The sequence below is a fragment of the Phenylobacterium sp. FG114 genome (assembly GCF_057809855.1).
The window spans coordinates 1-16,740 of sequence record NZ_JBMDKU010000024.1 but is presented as its reverse complement, the minus strand read 5'-3'; the positions used below and the strand labels follow the sequence as shown (position 1 = coordinate 16,740).

General features: G+C 70.2%; 18 protein-coding genes. 3 read left to right on the top strand and 15 right to left on the bottom strand.

The features are described from left to right. Positions 1-9: 9 nt before the first annotated feature. The 9 genes from ACODSY_RS25115 to ACODSY_RS25075 all read right to left on the bottom strand — a co-directional run bounded on the left by ACODSY_RS25115 (position 10) and on the right by ACODSY_RS25075 (position 8,774). Positions 10-345 carry an ArsR/SmtB family transcription factor gene (locus ACODSY_RS25115; RefSeq protein WP_488954642.1) on the bottom strand — a complete coding sequence of 112 codons (336 nt, stop codon included), beginning with the start codon at positions 343-345 and terminating at the stop codon, positions 10-12. Next, the gene (locus tag ACODSY_RS25110; RefSeq protein ID WP_488954641.1) at positions 345-974 is read right to left on the bottom strand and encodes an SRPBCC family protein; all 630 of its coding nucleotides are present in this window, start codon (positions 972-974) and stop codon (positions 345-347) included. Before ACODSY_RS25110 ends, ACODSY_RS25115 begins: the two co-directional genes overlap by 1 nt. A 66-nt stretch (positions 975-1,040) precedes the next feature. Continuing rightward, positions 1,041-3,161, bottom strand: coding sequence for a cell cycle histidine kinase CckA (cckA, locus tag ACODSY_RS25105; RefSeq protein WP_488954640.1), 2,121 nt, complete (start codon positions 3,159-3,161; stop codon positions 1,041-1,043). Between the two features lie 49 nt (positions 3,162-3,210). Further along, on the bottom strand, positions 3,211-4,290 hold the full coding sequence (gene flhB, locus ACODSY_RS25100; RefSeq protein ID WP_488954639.1) for a flagellar biosynthesis protein FlhB: 1,080 nt from the start codon (positions 4,288-4,290) through the stop codon (positions 3,211-3,213). Then, on the bottom strand, positions 4,287-5,048 hold the full coding sequence (gene fliR / locus ACODSY_RS25095) for a flagellar biosynthetic protein FliR (RefSeq protein WP_488954638.1): 762 nt from the start codon (positions 5,046-5,048) through the stop codon (positions 4,287-4,289). Before fliR ends, flhB begins: the two co-directional genes overlap by 4 nt. Before the next feature lie 19 nt (positions 5,049-5,067). Next, on the bottom strand, positions 5,068-5,331 hold the full coding sequence (gene fliQ / locus ACODSY_RS25090; protein WP_488954637.1) for a flagellar biosynthesis protein FliQ: 264 nt from the start codon (positions 5,329-5,331) through the stop codon (positions 5,068-5,070). Positions 5,332-5,483: 152 nt separating this feature from the next. Then, entirely contained in the window at positions 5,484-6,338 is an 855-nt protein-coding gene (locus ACODSY_RS25085) for a PEPxxWA-CTERM sorting domain-containing protein (RefSeq protein ID WP_488954636.1), read from the bottom strand. A 118-nt stretch (positions 6,339-6,456) separates the two neighbouring features. Beyond that, positions 6,457-8,010: an ABC transporter permease/substrate-binding protein gene (locus ACODSY_RS25080; protein WP_488954635.1), complete on the bottom strand. Its 1,554-nt coding sequence runs from the start codon at positions 8,008-8,010 to the stop codon at positions 6,457-6,459. Then, positions 8,007-8,774, bottom strand: coding sequence for an ATP-binding cassette domain-containing protein (locus tag ACODSY_RS25075; protein WP_488954634.1), 768 nt, complete (start codon positions 8,772-8,774; stop codon positions 8,007-8,009). The genes ACODSY_RS25080 and ACODSY_RS25075 overlap by 4 nt, the downstream gene beginning before the upstream one ends. A 92-nt stretch (positions 8,775-8,866) precedes the next feature. On the opposite strand from ACODSY_RS25075, the gene ACODSY_RS25070 reads away from it, so the two are divergent. After that, positions 8,867-9,370, top strand: a complete 504-nt coding sequence (locus ACODSY_RS25070) for a superoxide dismutase family protein (protein WP_488954633.1) — start codon at positions 8,867-8,869, stop codon at positions 9,368-9,370. A 38-nt stretch (positions 9,371-9,408) separates the two neighbouring features. On the opposite strand, the gene fliE is transcribed toward ACODSY_RS25070, so the two are convergent. The 3 genes from fliE to flgB form a co-directional block, all read right to left on the bottom strand. Further along, positions 9,409-9,678, bottom strand: a complete 270-nt coding sequence (fliE, locus tag ACODSY_RS25065; RefSeq protein WP_488954669.1) for a flagellar hook-basal body complex protein FliE — start codon at positions 9,676-9,678, stop codon at positions 9,409-9,411. Positions 9,679-9,739: 61 nt separating this feature from the next. Next, entirely contained in the window at positions 9,740-10,162 is a 423-nt protein-coding gene (flgC, locus tag ACODSY_RS25060) for a flagellar basal body rod protein FlgC (protein ID WP_488954632.1), read from the bottom strand. A gap of 10 nt (positions 10,163-10,172) precedes the next feature. Continuing rightward, positions 10,173-10,607 carry a flagellar basal body rod protein FlgB gene (gene flgB, locus ACODSY_RS25055; RefSeq protein WP_488954631.1) on the bottom strand — a complete coding sequence of 145 codons (435 nt, stop codon included), beginning with the start codon at positions 10,605-10,607 and terminating at the stop codon, positions 10,173-10,175. An 85-nt stretch (positions 10,608-10,692) separates the two neighbouring features. Between flgB and ACODSY_RS25050 the strand changes: the two genes are divergently transcribed. Further along, on the top strand, positions 10,693-10,971 hold the full coding sequence (locus tag ACODSY_RS25050) for a flagellar biosynthetic protein FliO (RefSeq protein ID WP_488954630.1): 279 nt from the start codon (positions 10,693-10,695) through the stop codon (positions 10,969-10,971). Further along, positions 10,964-11,761, top strand: coding sequence for a flagellar type III secretion system pore protein FliP (gene fliP / locus ACODSY_RS25045; RefSeq protein ID WP_488954629.1), 798 nt, complete (start codon positions 10,964-10,966; stop codon positions 11,759-11,761). Before ACODSY_RS25050 ends, fliP begins: the two co-directional genes overlap by 8 nt. Here fliP and ACODSY_RS25040 read toward each other — a convergent pair. The 3 genes from ACODSY_RS25040 to ACODSY_RS25030 all read right to left on the bottom strand — a co-directional run bounded on the left by ACODSY_RS25040 (position 11,758) and on the right by ACODSY_RS25030 (position 16,693). Continuing rightward, positions 11,758-12,651 carry a gliding motility protein GldB-related protein gene (locus ACODSY_RS25040; RefSeq protein WP_488954628.1) on the bottom strand — a complete coding sequence of 298 codons (894 nt, stop codon included), beginning with the start codon at positions 12,649-12,651 and terminating at the stop codon, positions 11,758-11,760. The two genes, fliP and ACODSY_RS25040, sit on opposite strands and share 4 nt — an antisense overlap. A gap of 76 nt (positions 12,652-12,727) precedes the next feature. Beyond that, positions 12,728-13,603, bottom strand: a complete 876-nt coding sequence (locus tag ACODSY_RS25035) for a PEPxxWA-CTERM sorting domain-containing protein (protein WP_488954626.1) — start codon at positions 13,601-13,603, stop codon at positions 12,728-12,730. Positions 13,604-13,759: 156 nt separating this feature from the next. Then, positions 13,760-16,693: a tetratricopeptide repeat protein gene (locus tag ACODSY_RS25030; RefSeq protein WP_488954625.1), complete on the bottom strand. Its 2,934-nt coding sequence runs from the start codon at positions 16,691-16,693 to the stop codon at positions 13,760-13,762. Between the last annotated feature and the right edge of the window lie 47 nt (positions 16,694-16,740).

Sequence of the window (16,740 nt, the reverse complement as noted above, 5' to 3'; positions counted from 1 at the left end):
GCGGTCGGCCTAAGCGCCCTCGCCCCGCCGCTTCTTGCCACGCGCGACCTCGGTGGCCAGCGCCTCCAGCTTGGGGGTCCAGAACATCCGGAACCTGTCCAGCCACACGTCGACCTCGCGCATCGGCCCGGCCTCCACCGCGTAGATCCGGCGCGGCCCATCGATCCGGACGGTCGCGAAGCCCGCGTCGCGCAGGACCTTCAGGTGCTGCGACACCGCCGGCTGGGTGATGCCGAACTCCGCCTGGACGATGGCGCTCATGTCGCCGGACGACCGCTCGCTCTCCGCCAGCAGCTCCAGGAGCCGGCGGCGAACGGGATCGCCCAGGACGTCGAACGCATGCATCAGCCGCCGGTGTAGAACGACGCGGTCGTCGTCGCCATCCGCCGCGCGGTCTCGGGATCCTCGCCGGACGCGATGTGGGCGTTGGCCCAGGCGTCCGCGCTGCCCCGCATGAACGCCCTGGCCTCGTCCGACGCCCCCCAGGCGGGATCGGTTTCCGGCGGCTTCCCACCTCCCGAGGCGATGTGCAGGCCGAGGCCCAGGAAGCTCAGGTCCCAGCCCACGCCCACGGCGGCTGGCCCGTACTTCCGCCAGTGCTCGCCGTCGAGGTCGCTGGCCGGGATGATGTGCTCCAGCGTCAGCCGCGTGCCCTCGCCCTCCGGCGCCAGGCGCACGGTCACCCAGCTTGTGGCGCCAGCGAACTCCCAGGTGAGGTCCAGCGCCTCGCCGGGATCGCAGCGCAGCACAGTGCCGCCGGCGTTTCCCTGGATCTGGTAGCGCCCGCCCAGCTTCAGGTCGCCGGTGACCGGCGAGAACCACCGCGGCAGCCGCTCGGGGTTGGTCAGGGCGTCCCACAGGTCGTGGGGATCGGCTTCGTAGACCCGCGCGGCGACCACCGCCTTGGCCGGCTGGCCATCCCAGGTCCGGTCGGCGACGTCTCGAAACTCGGCTCCGATTGCGTTCGAAAGCATGCAGCACTCCTCCGCTCGGGAGGTTCTATATCAAGACCGACTTATATAAGTCGAATCTAAAATATCCTAAGCCGCCTTCTGCAGTTCCTGTTTCACGCGTTCGGCGAGGGTCTTGATGTCGATCGGCTTGGGCAGGAACGACACGTTGCGCTCGCCCTCCAGCAGGTCCGAGAACTCGCTCTCGGCATAGCCCGAGATGAACATCACTGGCGCGGCGCCCAGGTACTGGCGGGCCTGTTTCAGGAGGTCCGGCCCCTGCATGCCCGGCATCACCACGTCCGAGATCATCAGGTCGATCTGCCCGGCGTTCTCCTCGGCGATCTCGAGGGCCTCCTCGCCGCTGGCCGCCTCGATGACCTCGTAGCCCCGCGCCCGCAGCAGCTTGGCCGCGACGCCGCGGACGGCGTCCTCGTCCTCGACGAACAGGATGCGGCCGGCGCCCGACAGGTCTCGCGCGGCCGGGCGCTTCGGCGCGGCCGGCTCCGCGGGCGGCGGCGCGGCGGCCTCCGCGGCGCTGGGCACATGCACAGGCAGGAAGATGCGGAACGCCGCGCCCTCGCCGGGCTTGGAGTCCACCGCGATCCATCCGTCGGACTGCTTCACGATGCCATAGACCGTGGCCAGGCCGAGCCCAGTGCCCTCGCCCACCGCCTTGGTGGTGAAGAACGGCTCGAAGATCTTCTCCTTGACCGCCGGAGGAATCCCCGGGCCGTCGTCGGACACCTCGATCATCGCCTGGTCGCCCTGGGCGGTCGGATAGCCCAGGCCGCGAGCCTCCTCCTGGGTGACGCGCGCGGTGCGGATGCGGATGACGCCGCCGCCATGGCTGCGGATCGCGTCCCGGGCGTTGACCACCAGGTTCATCACCGCCGTGTCCAGCTGGCCGCGGTCGGCGCGCACATGCGGCAGGTTGCGGCCATAGTCGGTGACCAGCTTCACGTCCTCGTAGAGCAGGCGGCGCAGCAGCACCTCGGACTCCGAGACCATCTCGCCCACGTCCAGGATCTCGCGCTGGACGGTCTGCTTGCGCGAGAAGGCGAGCAACTTGCGGACCAGGTCCGCGGCGCGCATCGAGGTCTGCTTGATCTCGTTCAGGCCTTCGTACGACGGGTCCCCCACCGGGTGGCGCGTCGACAGCACGTCGAGCTGCATCAGGATCGCGGTCAGCAGGTTGTTGAAGTCGTGCGCCACGCCGCCGGCCAGCTGGCCGATAGCCTGCATCTTCTGGCTCTGCGAGAGCTGCAGCTCGACCTGCTTCTGCTCGGAGACGTCCACCAGATAGGCCACCCACCGGCCCGAGCTCTGCGACAGGTAGAGGTGCGCGATCCGCGTGGGGTCGTGGGCCAGGCGAACCTCGAGCGGCGCATGGCCGTCGCGCGCCTCGCTCAGGCGCATCGCCGCGTCCAACCGGCTGGCGGGTTCGATCAGGTCGCCGAAGGTCTGGCCCGGCTGGCCCCCGTGGGCCACGGCCGCCAGCGCGGGGTTCGCCTCGACGATCTTGGCCTCGAAGGGGTCTTCCCCGTCCAGCAGGGCGGCGCCGAACGGCGAGGCGGCGGCGAAGGCGTCGAGCACCTTGGGCGGCGGCGCCTTGGCGCCTGCCACCGCGTTCAGCACGTCCAGCGCCGACGACGGCAGGGCCAGGGGCCCGTTCCCGCGACCGGTGAGCCGCACCAGGAAGCGGCGCGGCCCCAAGGGCGAGACCAGGGCCTCGCGTTCCTGGCCGCCCGTCTTGACCATCGCCCGGCCCAGGTCGCCCCGGCGCGCCGTCGCCAGGGCGGCGAACAGGCTGGACGCCGCGGCGCCGCTCTTGGGCAGGCGCGGCGCCGTGCCCATGGCTTCGCGCCACGCGGGATTGGTGATCAGCAGCCGCCCGTCCGGCGCGACCACCGCGGCCGGTTCGTCCAACGCCGCGAGGAAGGCCTCCCCGCCCGCCTCCGTCTCGGCCGGCGCCTCGGCAGGGCCCCGCAGCACGAACAGGCCCAGGCAGCACACGCCCGCCAGCCCCACCAGCAGCATCGTGCCGGCCAGGGTCTCGAGCCCCGCGTTTAGCGCCGGCGCGACGGCGAACGCCGTGGCGAGCAGGAAGAAGAACACCGCGAGCGCGGTGAACGGGTCCACGTGGCGGGTCTTGGACGGCGGCTCGGCCATAGCGAGCGTCAGCGCCTCCGGCGAATCGTTGGTCTGCATTGTGTCACAACGGTTTAGAGCGACAGAGGGCCAAAGTCGGCGAGCGAACCTAGCGGTGCGAGGCCCGGCGTTTGCCGGCCCCCAGGATGAAGCCGATGATCTTGGCGACGGCTTCGAAATGGGCGGGCGGGATCATCTCGTCGATGTCGACGGCGGCGTAGAGGGCGCGGGCCAGAGGCGGGTCCTCGATCACCGGAACGCCAGCTTCCTCCGCGATCGCGCGGATCTTGAGCGCCAGGCTGTCCAGCCCCTTGGCGACGCAGGTCGGCGCGGCCGACTGCCCCTGCTCGTACTTCAGCGCCACGGCGTAGTGGGTCGGGTTCATCACCACCACGGTGGCGTCCGGCACCGCCTGCATCATCCGCCGGCGCGCGCGCTCCATGCGGATCTGCTTCTGGCGCGCCTTCACATGCGGATCGCCTTCCGAGTTCTTGTAGTCTTCCTTCACCTCTTCCTTGGTCATCCGCATGCGGATCAGGAAGCGGCGGCGCTGCCACATCCAGTCCGCCCCGGCCACCGCCAGGCTGACGCCGACCACCGAGAACACCAGGCGTTTCAGGACGTCGATGCAGAATGGCAGCAGCGCGCCGACGTCGAGGGCGGACAACGACGAGAACTTCGGAACGACGGGCTTGAGGACCCACCAGACCAGCAGCGAGATCACCGCCACCTTGGCCACCGACTTGAAGAACTGCATGAGGCCATCGACCCCGAACAGCCGCTCCAGGCCCTTCTTGATCGACAGCTTGGAGAAGTCTGGCTTCAGCTTCTCCGCGCTCATGCGCAGGCCGCTCTGCATCAGGCTGGCGCTCGTTCCCGCGAACGCCGCGGTCAGAGCGACCATCACCGTGGCGGGGGCCGCGGCCAGCACGACGTAGCGCATGATCTCCATGCCGCCGTGGCCCTCGAGCGCCATGGAATCGGGATGCGCCAGGAAGGGCGTGAGCTTGACGGCCAGGTTCCGCGCGAGCCAGCCGCCGGCCAGGATCAGGACACCCGATACCGACGCGAGGACCATGGCGGGTCCGAGGTCCATCGTCTTGACGCCGTCGCCCTTTTCCCTCGCCTTCTCAAGCTTCTGGGGTGTGGCTTCTTCTGTCTTGGAGTCTTTTTCGGGCGCTTCGCTCATGTGCCGGTGAACGTCCCGACCAGTTCACGGAAGCGGTCCAGCCAGACGATGCCGATGACGCCCATGCTGAGGGCGAAGATCGACAGGCCCAGCACCACGATGAGCGGCGTGGCCACGAAGAACACCTGGAACTGCGGCATCACCCGCGCCACCAGGCCGATGGCGACGTTGAAGATCAGCGAGAAGACCACCACGGGCGCGGCGAGCTGGAAGCCCAGGGCGAACGACTTGCTCATGGTCTGCACGGCCAGCTGCCCGGCGTCGGCCACCGGCACGTCGCGCGTGAAGGGGAACAGGTCGAAGGAATTGACCACCGCGGCCAGGAACAGGTGGTCGAGATTCGTGGCGAAGATCAGCACCAGGCCCATGGTCCCCAGCAGGGTGCTCAGCGACGTCGACGGCTGGGCCTGCATCGGGTTGGTGGTCTGGGAGAACGACAGGGTCGTGGCCATCGAAACGACCTCGCCCGCGGTCGCCAGAGAGGTCATGAACAGGCGCAGGATCGAGCCGATCAGCAGGCCGATCAGCACCTCCTTGATCACCGCCCCGCCCAGGTCGGCCGCGCCCGCCGGGATGGGCGGCACGCTGCGGCTGATCAGCGGGAACATCATCAGCGTGAAGGCCAGGGCGAAGGACAGGCGGATCCGCGGCGGGACGAACGTCTCGCCGAAGCCGGGGATCACCATGATCACGGCGCCGATGCGCGCGAATACCAGTCCGGCGGCAAACACCTGCTGGGCGGTGGCGTAGGACTCCACGGGGACGGTCCCTCCCCGCCTACATGCCCGCGATGCGGGCCGCGATCTGGCGCATGAAGCCACTCATCAGCGCGCCCATCATCGGCAGGAAGACCAGCAGCGAGACGAAGATGGCGACGATCTTCGGCGCGAAGACCAGGGTCTGTTCCTGGATCTGGGTCAGCGCCTGCAGCAGGCCGATCCCCACGCCCACAACCAGGCCGACCAGCAGCACCGGAGCGCACATCTGGATCGTGAGCCAGATCGCGTCGCGCCCGACGTCCAGAACCTCGGCGCCGCTCATGGAAGACCTCGTGAGAAACGGATTGGGCGGCGCACTCCGCCGACGCCCCAATCTGCCCTGGCATGGTTAACGAAAGGCTAGAGGCCATTAACGAACGAACCCCCGGCGTCGCCGCCGGGGGTCCTTTTCGTCGCAGCCTTGCAGCGGCTGGATCAGGCCAGCGCGGCCTTGCGGCGGCGGATCACCGAACCCAGGCCGAAGACGCCCAGGATCATCATCGCCCAGGTGGAGGGCTCGGGCACGGCGACCGCCACGCCCAGGCCGCCCGCCAAGGAGCCGCTCTGGTTCGAGACCATCATCACGTCGCTCGCGCCCGCCGCCTGCAGCTGGTCCGCGACGCTGGCGTCGCCCAGTCCATAGTAGAAGGTGAAGCTCTTCGTCGCGCCGGCGGCCAACGTGCCGAGGTTCAGGCGGAAGCCCGCGCCGCCGTCGTAGGGATCGGCCTGGCAGCACGGAAAGAACCAGTCGCCCGAGGTCGAGGCATCGTCGAAGCCGACGATCGTCGTCTGGATGCCGGTGCTGTAGGGATTGGTCTCGTACTCCTCGCCGGGCCGGTCGATGTGGAACTCGGCCAGGCGCTGGAACACCGCCAGCAGGTCGCCGCCCGTGATGTTCGTCAGGTCGGTCTCGATCGCCAGGATGTTCGGGGCGACGAAGCTGAAAGTCTGGGTGACCGAGAAGCCGCTGTCCGTGGTGACCGACGCCACCGCGCTGTCGGCCGTCGAGCTGAACGCGCCGGCGGTGACGCCGCTCAGGCCGTAGAAGCCGTCGTCGGCGTAGTCGCCGTTCACGCCCCAGGAGTCCCGCTGCGCATCGGTCGCGATCATGTCGACGCCGTCACTGTCACGGCGGAAGCCCACGCCCGAGGCGTCGTACAGCTGCCCGAAGTCGTTGATGCCGACACTGATCGTGCCGTTGGTGATCACCGCGGCGCCCGCAGACCCCGCGAAGGCCACCGTTCCCAGCGCCGCGAGCGCGGCTCCGGCGACCAAACCCTTGAAGCTCATAACCAATCCCCCAACGACGGGCCCCGGCCCGCGTAAACACTCCGTTTACCCTACAACGGGCGCATGACGCTTCGGCAACAGGGTTCGCGCCTGAGGCGTGGATGTCGCGGGCCGCGCCTCAATTTGCGGCGATGGCGCGCTCCAGCGCCCGCGCCGCGTCCGCCGGCGTGGATTTCCCCTGGTCGCGATCGACGCTGTAGTTCGCCGCCCGCATCGCCTCGACCGAGACCCCGCCCACCAGTGGCCGCAACGCCTCGACCAGCCGCCCGTCGGCCGCCGCCTTGGGCGAGACCAGGATCACCGCATCGTAGGGCGGGATCGCGCCCTTGGGATCGGTGAGCACCACCAGCCGGTCGGCGGCGATGCGTCCATCCGACGAGAAGGCGCTGATGACGTCCGCGTCCCCCGCCGCCAGCGCCCGGTACATGAACGTGGGCTGGTAGGAGCGTTCGGAGCGGAACGCGAACCCGTAGGCGGTGTCCACCGCCTTCCACTCCGGCCGCGACAGGAACTCCAGGTCGGACCCCAGCTTCAGCCGCGGCGCCTCCCGGGCCAGGTCGGCCAGGCTGGCGACGCCCAGCGCCTGGGCGCGGTCCGGGCGCATGACGAAGGCGTAGGCGTTCTCGAACCCCAGCGACCCCAGCACCACCACGCCGTCGCGGCGCTTCAGCTCGGACGTGAGCTGGTCCAGCACCGCCTTGCGGCCGGGGTTGTCGGTGCGCCCGAGCACATTGGTCCAGAGCGTGCCGGAATAGTCGACGTAGACGTCGATCTCGCCGGCCGCGAGCGCCCGATAGGCCACCGCCGAGCCCAGGTCTTCCTTGCGCGAGACGGCGGCGCCCGCCCTTTCCAGTCGCGCCGCCATCAGCTCAGCCAGGATGTACTGCTCGGAGAAGTTCTTGGCTCCAACGGTATAGGCCGCGTGGTGGCCAAACGACGCCAGCGGCGCCAGCGCCGCCCCAGCGCCCACCACGAGGCCTACCAGCCCCGCCGCCACCAGCCCGCGCCGGCGAAGCCGCACGCCGGTCTCCACCAGCCCCAGCAACTGGTCCGCCGCGAGAGCCAGCACCGCCGACGCCGCGCAGCCGAACAGCACGAACACCCAGTTCTCGGTCTGCAGGCCGGCGAAGATGTAGTTGCCCAGGCTGGTCTGGCCGACCGGCGTCGAGAGCGTGGCGGCCCCGATGGTCCAGACCGCCGCCGTCCGCACGCCCGCCATGATCACCGGCGCGGCCAGCGGCAGCTCGACCTGGACCAGCTTCTGGCGCGAGGTCATGCCCACGCCGTCCGCCGCCTCGGAGATCGCCGGATCGACGCCGGTGATCCCGGCCACTCCGTTCCGCAGGATCGGCAGCACCGAATAGAGCGTCAGCGCCAGCAGGGACGGCAGGAAGCCCAGCGCCGAAAAGCCCTTTCCGATCAGCCCCGCGCTGAGCGCCGACAGGGCCAGCAGCAGCGGATAGAACAGCGCCAGCAGCGCCAGGCTCGGAATGGTCTGGATCAGGCTCGCCAGGGCCAACACCGGCCAGCGCAGCCGCGGGCTGCGGCTCGCCGCCACCGCCAGCGGCAGGCTGATGGCCAGGCCCAGCACCAGCGCGCTGAGGCTCAGCAGCACGTGCCAGCCCAGGTATTCCGGCAGCAGCTCGAAGGCGGCGTGAAGGCGCGGGCTCATGCGCCCAGCCTTTCGCGCAGGCGCTCGGCCTGACGGCGCGGGGCCTCGAGCAGGGCGCGCACGTCGGGATCGCTTGTCGCGGCCAGCAAGTCGGCCGGCGCGCCGTCGGCCAGGATCCGCCCGCCCTTCAACACCACGATCCGATCAGCCAGCAGCACGGCCTCGGCCATGTCGTGGGTGACCATCACCGTGGTCAGGCCCAGCCGTTCGTGCAGCGCACGGTAGTCGGCGCCCAGCGCGTCGCGCGTGAGGGGGTCCAGCGCGCCGAACGGTTCGTCCATCAGCATCAGCCGCGGCTCGGCCGCCAGGGCGCGCGCCACGCCGACCCGCTGTCGCTGGCCGCCGGATAGCGCGGACGGCGCACGCCCACCGATGTCCGCCGGCAGCGCGACGAGCTCCAGAAGCGAGGCGACCCGCGCCGCGATCCGGGCCTTGTCCCAGCCCAGCAGCCGCGGGGTGACCCCGATGTTCTCGGCCACCGTCAGGTGCGGGAAGAGCCCCACCTCCTGGAAGACGTAGCCGATGCGTCGGCGCAGCATGTGCGGCTCGGCCCTGGCCACCTCCTCGCCGGCCACCATGACGCGGCCGGCGTCGGCCGGGTTCAGCCCGTTGACGGTCTTCAGGAGCGTCGTCTTGCCCGAGCCCGAGCCGCCAACCAGGGCCACGAACTCGCCTTCCGCCACCCGGAGGTCGACCGCGTCGAGGGCGGCGTGGGCGCCGTAGCGCTTGGAAACGCCTGCCAAGTCGATGATCGGTGCGGCCATCGCCCAGCCGTAGCATCCCGATCGGCCTTGGGGGAGCCGCCAAGCGGGGCTAGACGTTGTCTCACCAAGCCGAACCGAACCGGAGTGTCCCCATGTCCCCCCGCCTGCTCGCTCTAACCGCCGCCCTCGCCGTCATCGCCGCGCCCGCCGTGGCCCAGGCCCCGCAGACCACGGCCGAGCTCAAGAACGGGACCGGCCAGGTGGTCGGTAAGGTGACCCTGGTCGAAGCCCCGAAGGGCGTGCTGCTGAAGGTCGAAGCCAAGGGTCTGACCCCGGGTTGGCACGGGCTGCACTTCCACGAGAAGGCCGATTGCTCGAAGGCCGACTTCACCTCGGCCGGCGGCCACACTCACGGCGGCGGCGACCGCGTGCACGGCCTGCTGAATCCCAAGGCCAACGAGACCGGGGACCTGCCGAACCTCTACGTCGCGGCCGACGGCACGGGCGTGACCGAGGTCTTCTCGTCGCTGACCACTCTGACCGCGCTGAAGGATTCCGATGGCTCGGCGGTGTTGATCCACGCCGGCGCCGACGACCATCAGACCCAGCCCATCGGCGGCGCGGGCGCGCGAGTGGCCTGCGCGGAGATCAAATAGCGCCCCTTCCCTCCCCCTCGTGGGGAGGGAGAGATGCCTCAGATCGGCATCCGCATGATCTCTTGATACGCCGAGATCACCTGGTCGCGGACGGCCATGACCGTCTCCAGGCTGGCCTCGGCGGCCGAGATCGCGGTGACCACGTCGACCAGTTCGGTCTTGCCCGCCACCTGGGCGGCCATCTGGTGTTCGGCGTTCTTCGAGGCGTGGACCGCGTCGGTCATCGCCGACTTCAGGATATCGGCGAACCCGCCGGCCTGGGGCGCGGCCTGGGTCCCCACCGAGCCCATGCCGTCGCCGATCCCCATCCCCTTCTGGGCGGTGGCGTAGGCCTTGGCGGCGGCGAGCGGCGTCATCATCGGTCAGGCCCTACTTCTTCAGGAGGTCCAGCGTGCGCATCTCCATCGCGCGCGCCGTCTCGATGACGTTGAGGTTGGCTTCGTAGGCGCGCTGCGCCTCCTTCATGTCCATCGCCTCGACCAGGCTGTTCACATTGGGCAGCTTCACATAGCCCCTGGCGTCGGCCGACGGATGGCCTGGGTCGTATTCCTGGCGGAAGTCGGACTGGTCGGGCTCGACCTTGCTCATCCGCACGCCCTTGGCGCCGCCGGCCACCTTGGTCGGCTCGAACACGGGGGCCTGCCGGCGGTACGGGTCGCCGCCGGCGGTCTTGGACGTGGAGTCCACGTTGGCCAGGTTCTCGGCGATGATCCGCATCCGCGCCTGCTGGGCGCGCAGGGCCGAGGCGGCGACCGCCTGGGCAATGCCGGACACGGGCTTGATCTCGGGCATCTAGCTTCCCCTACGCGCCGGGCTTGCGCGCGGCCAGGCGCAGCAGCCCCAGCGATTTCTGATAGAAGGTGATGGCGGCGTCGTAGTTCATCCGCGCCTCGCTCATCTTGATCATCTCGTCCTCGAGCACCACGGAATTGCCGTTCATGGTGGTCTCGGAGTCGGGCGACTTCACCGACTTGTACTGCGCGCCCAGGCCCTTGCGCTCGTTCTTCGGCGTCATGTGCCCGGCCTGGGTGGCGGCCATGGTCGAGGCTCCGCCGCCGGCCTGGGCCATCTTCTGCGCCTGCATGGTGGCGTCGAAGCTGAAGGGCTTCAGGTCGTTGGGAGTGAACCGGGCGGTGTCGGTATTGGCGACGTTTTCGGCGATGAGCTTCTGCCGCTCGCTCAGGTAGCCCATCCGGCCCCGGAGCATGTTGAAGAGCGGAATCTGGGCCAGGTCCATGGAGCCGCATCCTTAATCAACAGGGTTAATCCGCGCTTAAGAGACTCAACGGCGAATGGCCCCCACACCCGCAGAAGCGCCGCCGATGGACATTTCCAACTTCCTGCGAGCCGTGTTCGCGCTCGCGCTGACCCTGGGCCTCATCGGCCTCGCCGCCGTGGCGCTGCGCAAGTACGGGCCCGACGCCATGGCCCGCCTGGCGTCGCAGAAGAAGGACCGCCGTCTGCGGGTGGTCGAGACGCTGGTTCTGGACCCGGCCCGCCGGCTGCTGATCGTCGAATGCGACGGACGCGAGCGGCTCGTGCTGCTGGGCGAGGGCAGCGTCGTCGCCGACCTGGCCGCCAAGGACGCCCGCGATGCGTGAGCTCTGGAAGGCGATCCGCCAGATGCCGGCCGAGGACTGGCGCCGCGCGGCCCTGCTCGCGGCGATCACCACCTGCGCGGCGATGATCTTCCCCGCCGCGGCCATCGCCCAGACGCTGAACGTCAACCTCGGCACCGGCGCCGGCCTGACCGAGCGCGTGGTCCAGTTGGTCGGCCTGCTGACCGTGCTGTCCCTGGCTCCGTCCATCGTGATCATGACCACCTCGTTCGTGCGCATCGTGGTGGTGCTGTCGCTGCTGCGCACGGCGCTGGGGCTTCAGCAGAGCCCGCCGAACGCGGTGATCATCTCGCTCAGCCTGTTCCTCACGGCCATCGTCATGGGCCCCACCTTCGAGCGGTCCTACAACGAGGGCGTCCGCCCGCTGCTCGAACAGCAGATGGAGCTGCCAGCCGCCTTCGACGCCGCGGGCGCGCCGGTGAAGCAGTTCATGCTCACCCAGGTGGACCGCGAGGATCTAGCCTTCTTCATCCGCCTGTCCAAAATCCCCCGCCCGGCGAGCCTGCAGGAGACCCCGATCCGGGTCGTCACGCCGGCCTTCATGATCTCGGAGCTGAAGCGCGCCTTCGAGATCGGCTTCCTGCTGTTCATCCCGTTCCTGGTCATCGACCTGGTGGTCGCCAGCGTCCTGATGAGCATGGGCATGATGATGCTGCCGCCCGTGGTGATCAGCATGCCGTTCAAGCTGATCTTCTTCGTCCTCGTGGACGGCTGGCGGTTGGTCTGCGGCAGCCTGGTCGAGAGCTTCCAGCGCGGCGCGGGCGGGGGCTAGGGCTTCCAGCCGCTCGCGGCCAGGATCGCCTTGGCGTCCTTCATGGCGATCAGGTCGGCCAGCGCCTGCCGCTTGTCCTTCGCCCGGTCGTAATAGGCGTGCGCGATCCGCCAGCCCTGCCAGTAGCCCAGGTCGCCCGGCGCCTGCGGCGTCCCGATCCCGTTGTAGAGCCACGCCGACAGGTCGGTCCTGTCGGCGTCGCGCAGGAAGGCCCCGCCCAGCTCCGCTTCCCGGCCCTTCGTCCAGGCGATCAGGTGGTGGTTGGCGATCCGGCCGGTGGTGAGTTCGGCCATCAGCTCGGCTGTGCCCTCGATAAGAGACGCCTGCAGCACCGTGGGCTTCGGGAAGTCGTCCAGCGGCTGCTGCACGTGCCCGTACTCGTGGGCGATCAGGTGCGTGAAGCGGTCGGCCGCCGTCTCGTCGGGCTGCACCGTGGCGCAGACCACCTCCATCCCGATCAGTACGCCGCTGGGGCCTGTCGTGCCGCCCGACGTGTTGCGCCCGATCAGCACCGTCACCGGCGGGAACTGCGCCTTGGGATAGAGCTTCGCCAGCTTGCGGAAGGCCGGCTTGAGCCGCCGGCGCGCGTCCGGCAGGGCCACGGCGCAGGTCCGCGCGCGCTCATAGACTTCCGGCTTCTCCGCAATGCGCTGCGCCAGCCGCTCGGCCGACAGGATTCTTTCCGGGATGAACTCGCGCACGCCCGGCGATCCGGTGTCCAGGTAGTCCCGCTGCAGGACGGTCGCCGTCGGATGACCGTTCGCCGCCTCGTAGACACGGTAGAACAGGTCCACGTCCGAGGTCCGCACCTCGGCCTCGCCGCGCCCCGCGGCCGCCACCGGCGAGGCGGCGAGCGCGATCAGCGTGCCCAGGACGGCGAGTCGAACCATGCCCCACGATGGCCGATCGCCCTCCTCGCGGCTAGGCCAGGCCTGGGCGCTCGTTTGCACCCAGGCCCGGTCTTGATCACGCCGCGGCGGCCGTCCGGCGGCGGCGCAGCATGGCTCCGGATGCGCCGAAGCCCAGGATCATCAACGCCCAGGCGCCCGGCTCGGGAACCTGCGCGACTTCGAAGTCGAAGCTGGTGGTTTGGCCGTTCACGGTGAAGCTGACGTTGTCCACGGCGCCGGCGAAGACGCCGTCCCAGCCCGACCCGATGCCGGTCGAGATGCCGACGATCTTCGCCGCCGGGTTCGACGCCTGCCAAGCCGAAAGCGTGGCGCACTGGCCGCTGGGCGTGCAGCTCTGCAGGCCCGGCGTCGAGATGCCGCCGCCGGTGTTGTTGGCCCACAGGTAGGTGCCCGCGCCGATCGTTGAAGTGACCCAGCTGTCGGTGGTCGCGGTGGCGGCGCCGTTATAGACGCCTTCGAAGATCAGGTAGGTGTTCTGGTCCGTCAGGAACCGCAGCGACGGATGCTGGGCGCCCGGGTTGGTCGAGCTGGAGTCGCGGTACCAGTCGTAGGACGCCCCTTCCAGATCCGAGAGCAGGAACGGCGTGGAGAAGTAGTACTCCATGTCGGCCTTGGAACCGGCGCCGGGGCCGGTCCCGCTGATCCCGTAGAACGAGATCGAGCCGTTGCCGGCGCCGTTGTCGCCGAAGTCCGTCGTGATGCCCACCTCGGCGCCGCCACGCAGGTTGGTCTGCAGCCACTTGTCGGCCACGAGCGTCTCGCTGACGTTGCCGTTGCCGGCCTTCGTCGAGCGCGTCCCGGTGGCGTCGGTCGTCGTCACGCCCGGCGCGCCCACGGACCCCAGCGTGGTGTTGAGCACGGTGTCGGCTTGGGCGGCCGATACGCACGCGAAGGCGAGCGCCGCGGCAGCGGCGAGGTAGGTTGTCTTCATTGTTCGTTTCCCGTCCCTGTGCGGCCACACCCCGCGGCCGCGCGCGAACGTTGAAAGGTTAACGCGCAGTAACCAACCCTTCGCGCTTGAGGGGGGAATAGCACTCTCGCCATGCGCGCAGCCGGCGGGCCGGCCAGTATGAATAGCCGGAAGGGTCTAGCCCTTGGCGGCGGGCGTCGTGGGGGCGGCCTGGGCCTGCTTGGCGGGGGCGGCCGGCTTGGCGGCGCCCGCGGGCGCGGCGCGGGTCTTGAAGCGCCCCTTCATCTTCTCGACCCAGCCCGAGAAGGCCTCGTTGTCGGCCGAGACCCGGCCGAAGTCCGCGACGCTCATGCGGCCCGACGGCAGCCCGGTCAGCGCAATGCGCAGCGCCTCGGGATTGTTGGCCTTGTCGTAGAAGCCGGCATAGCGCTGCTGCAGCCGCGTGAGCGCGGCCTCGTCGCCGGCCAGGCTGTAGGCCACGCCGGCCCGCAGCAGGCGTCCCTCCTCGTCGCTGGAGAGCTGCGTGGGGTTCTTCCAGCGATCGCCCAGCGACTTCTCGAACAGCGGGCCGGCCGCGGCCCAGTTCTTCTGCTTCCAGGTGATCTCGCTGCGCAGCTCGGTCCCGTCCTTCGACGCGTCGTTCCCCAGGATCTCCAGGGCGCTGTCGAACCTGCCGAGGCCCGTCCAGGCGCGGGCTTCGATCAGCCGGCGCTCGGCGTTGAGCGCGCTCGGCAGCACCGTGGTGCGCGAGCTGTTGATCGCCTCCAGCGCCAACTCGGGCTTGCGGTCCATCAGGTAGATCACGGCGAGGTCGGTCGACACCTGGGCCTTGGGCACGCCGTCCAGGCGGTTCTCGGCTTGGTATTTCAGGAGTTCGGCCGCCTGGGGCAAGAGGTCCACGTCGACCAGGCGCCGCACGATCTTGCGCACCATCAGGTCGCCGTCGGCGCCGATCGGAGCCAGCTCGCGGAAGTCGAAGAACAGCGCCAGCGCCTGCAACGGCTCCAGCCCGTCCGCCAGGCCGTCGAGGAAGAGGCCGCGGAACGCCGCGTTCAGGTCGGCCTGGAGCTGCTGGGCCTCGGGCAGGGCGGGCAGGCGCACCCCGGCCGAGCGCAGCGCCTCCAGCGCCTCGCGATACCGCCCCTGGCCCAGGTAGAGCTGGCCCAAGGCCCGAATGGTCTCGAGTTCGGTGGAATCCCCACGCCAGCGATAGCGCAGGCCGTCGAATACGCTGGCCGCCTGGACCGCGTTGATCTGGCCGAGCTGCAGGCGGATCTGAGTCGCGCGCAGCACCGCCGGCGCGGCGACAGAGTCCATCGGGGCCGTGGCGATGGCCTTGTAGACGCGTAATGCCCGGTCCTGGAAACCCCGCAGCTCGATGATGCGCGCCTGGATCAACCGGCTGCGCAGCTGCTCTTCAGCCGGGACCTTTTCCTCGAGCGACATCTTGATGCGGCCCTCGGCGGCGACGAGATCGCCCTGCGCCAAGGCGGCCTGCGCGTCGGCGCGGGCGAAGCGGGCCTTCCACAACGGCGGCATCAGCCCATAGGCCTCGACGCCGCGTACGAACTGGGCGCGGGCCTCGGGATACTGGGCGATCTGGGTGTTGACGTAGGCGCGCCACAGGGCGGTGGACGGATCGTCCGCGAGGGACGGCGAGGAGAAGTCGGCGTCAGCCTCGGCGTAACGGCGCGCCAGGGTGCGGGCCACGCCGCGCAGCGCCCGGAACTCCGGGTCGTCCAGCATCTCCTGATGCTCGCGGGCCAGGGCGTTCAGCACGCCGATCGCCTCGTAGGTCAGCTCCGATGCGACGAGGAAGCGCGCCAGGCCCATGCGCGCGGCGACCGGCGCCTCGCGGTCCTTGTTGCCCCCCTCGATGGTCGCGGCCGACAGCAGGCTGTCGTAGCGGCGCAGGAAGCCGACCGACCCGACGTTGGCCCACTCCGCCGGAATGATCGCCGGCATGATCGCGGGCTGCGGCGCGCCGAGCTGGGCCTCCTCGCGGTCGCGGGTGGCCCAGGCGGGCGAGAGGGTCAGGCCGGCCGCCTGGGCCCGGCTGATCCGCACCAGTTCGCCGTCGCGCTGGACGCTGACATTGTCGGCCAGCGGCTGGACGGCCAACCCCTGGATCGAGGGCAGGAGAACAGCGTCGACGAAGTCGCGGCGACTGGGCACGCCCTTCGGCGGCCCGAGCGCGGTCACCACGGTCAGCGTGTCGCCGACGGCGGGGTCCGGCAGGTTGACGACCCGCGTCGCGCCGGCCACGGGCGCCTTCAGCGTGGCGGGACCGCCGGCGGGGTCACGGCTCACGCGGACGATGGCGGGCTGGGCCTGCGGGCCGGGCCCCAGCGAGATGGTCCAGGTCGATCCCTGCGACGCCACGAAGATCGGCGCGTCGGGGTCGGCCTCGATCCGAAGCGCCGCGTGGTCGGCGCCCTTGAAGGCCTGAATGCTGCGCAGCGGCCGCACGCCCTTTGGCGCGCTGGAGACGTCCAGCGTGGCCGGCGCGTCGAACACGACCCAGATCGCGTCGCCCCGGCGGAACACCGCGGCCCCGGCCGGATTGGCCCAGGTGAAGGCGAGCTGGGTCTGGCCGTTGCCGGTCTTCGACGCCATCCGAACCACGCCGCCGGCCGGCAGCGGGTTTGGACGCGGCGGCTCAGGCTCGGCCACGGCCACCTCGGCGGGCTCGGCCGTCGTCATGCCAGGCGGCGGAGCGGCCTTTTCGAAGAAGTTGGCGAATATGGCGCCGTCGGCCTGGCCGATGAGAGTGTCGGCGTTCTCCGCCAGGGTGATCACGATCTGCGGCTTGCCGGCGACCGGCAGGCGCACGGCGCTCTTCACCCACCGGGGCGGCGAGGTCAGCAGGCGGCCGATATCCGGATCGTCGTCGCGTTCCACCGTCAGCACGACGGTGGAGCCTTCCCTGCGTAGAGTTCCCCCTTTGCCGACTTCGATGCGCGAGAAGGTCTCGGTCGTGGCCACGCGCACGTCGACGCCGCCGCGCTGGGCGGCGGCTTTGACGGCGGGAGCCGCGATGCCCGCGGGGGCGGCGACGCTGGCGATACAGGCCGCGGCGACCCCGGAGCGGAGGACCTTCTTCAGCGCCATCGGCTATCCGGCGGGCGCGGCCGCGGCTGCGGCGGGCGGAGCCGCGG

Coding starts and splice junctions, on each gene's coding strand:
- ACODSY_RS25115 (WP_488954642.1), bottom strand. CDS start 345: ATGCATGCGTTCGACGTCCTGGGCGATCCCGTTCGCCGCCGGCTCCTG.
- ACODSY_RS25110 (WP_488954641.1), bottom strand. CDS start 974: ATGCTTTCGAACGCAATCGGAGCCGAGTTTCGAGACGTCGCCGACCGG.
- cckA (WP_488954640.1), bottom strand. CDS start 3,161: ATGCAGACCAACGATTCGCCGGAGGCGCTGACGCTCGCTATGGCCGAG.
- flhB (WP_488954639.1), bottom strand. CDS start 4,290: ATGAGCGAAGCGCCCGAAAAAGACTCCAAGACAGAAGAAGCCACACCC.
- fliQ (WP_488954637.1), bottom strand. CDS start 5,331: ATGAGCGGCGCCGAGGTTCTGGACGTCGGGCGCGACGCGATCTGGCTC.
- ACODSY_RS25085 (WP_488954636.1), bottom strand. CDS start 6,338: ATGAGCTTCAAGGGTTTGGTCGCCGGAGCCGCGCTCGCGGCGCTGGGA.
- ACODSY_RS25080 (WP_488954635.1), bottom strand. CDS start 8,010: ATGAGCCCGCGCCTTCACGCCGCCTTCGAGCTGCTGCCGGAATACCTG.
- ACODSY_RS25075 (WP_488954634.1), bottom strand. CDS start 8,774: ATGGCCGCACCGATCATCGACTTGGCAGGCGTTTCCAAGCGCTACGGC.
- ACODSY_RS25070 (WP_488954633.1), top strand. CDS start 8,867: ATGTCCCCCCGCCTGCTCGCTCTAACCGCCGCCCTCGCCGTCATCGCC.
- fliE (WP_488954669.1), bottom strand. CDS start 9,678: ATGGGGATCGGCGACGGCATGGGCTCGGTGGGGACCCAGGCCGCGCCC.
- flgC (WP_488954632.1), bottom strand. CDS start 10,162: ATGCCCGAGATCAAGCCCGTGTCCGGCATTGCCCAGGCGGTCGCCGCC.
- flgB (WP_488954631.1), bottom strand. CDS start 10,607: ATGGACCTGGCCCAGATTCCGCTCTTCAACATGCTCCGGGGCCGGATG.
- ACODSY_RS25050 (WP_488954630.1), top strand. CDS start 10,693: ATGGACATTTCCAACTTCCTGCGAGCCGTGTTCGCGCTCGCGCTGACC.
- fliP (WP_488954629.1), top strand. CDS start 10,964: ATGCGTGAGCTCTGGAAGGCGATCCGCCAGATGCCGGCCGAGGACTGG.
- ACODSY_RS25040 (WP_488954628.1), bottom strand. CDS start 12,651: ATGGTTCGACTCGCCGTCCTGGGCACGCTGATCGCGCTCGCCGCCTCG.
- ACODSY_RS25035 (WP_488954626.1), bottom strand. CDS start 13,603: ATGAAGACAACCTACCTCGCCGCTGCCGCGGCGCTCGCCTTCGCGTGC.
- ACODSY_RS25030 (WP_488954625.1), bottom strand. CDS start 16,693: ATGGCGCTGAAGAAGGTCCTCCGCTCCGGGGTCGCCGCGGCCTGTATC.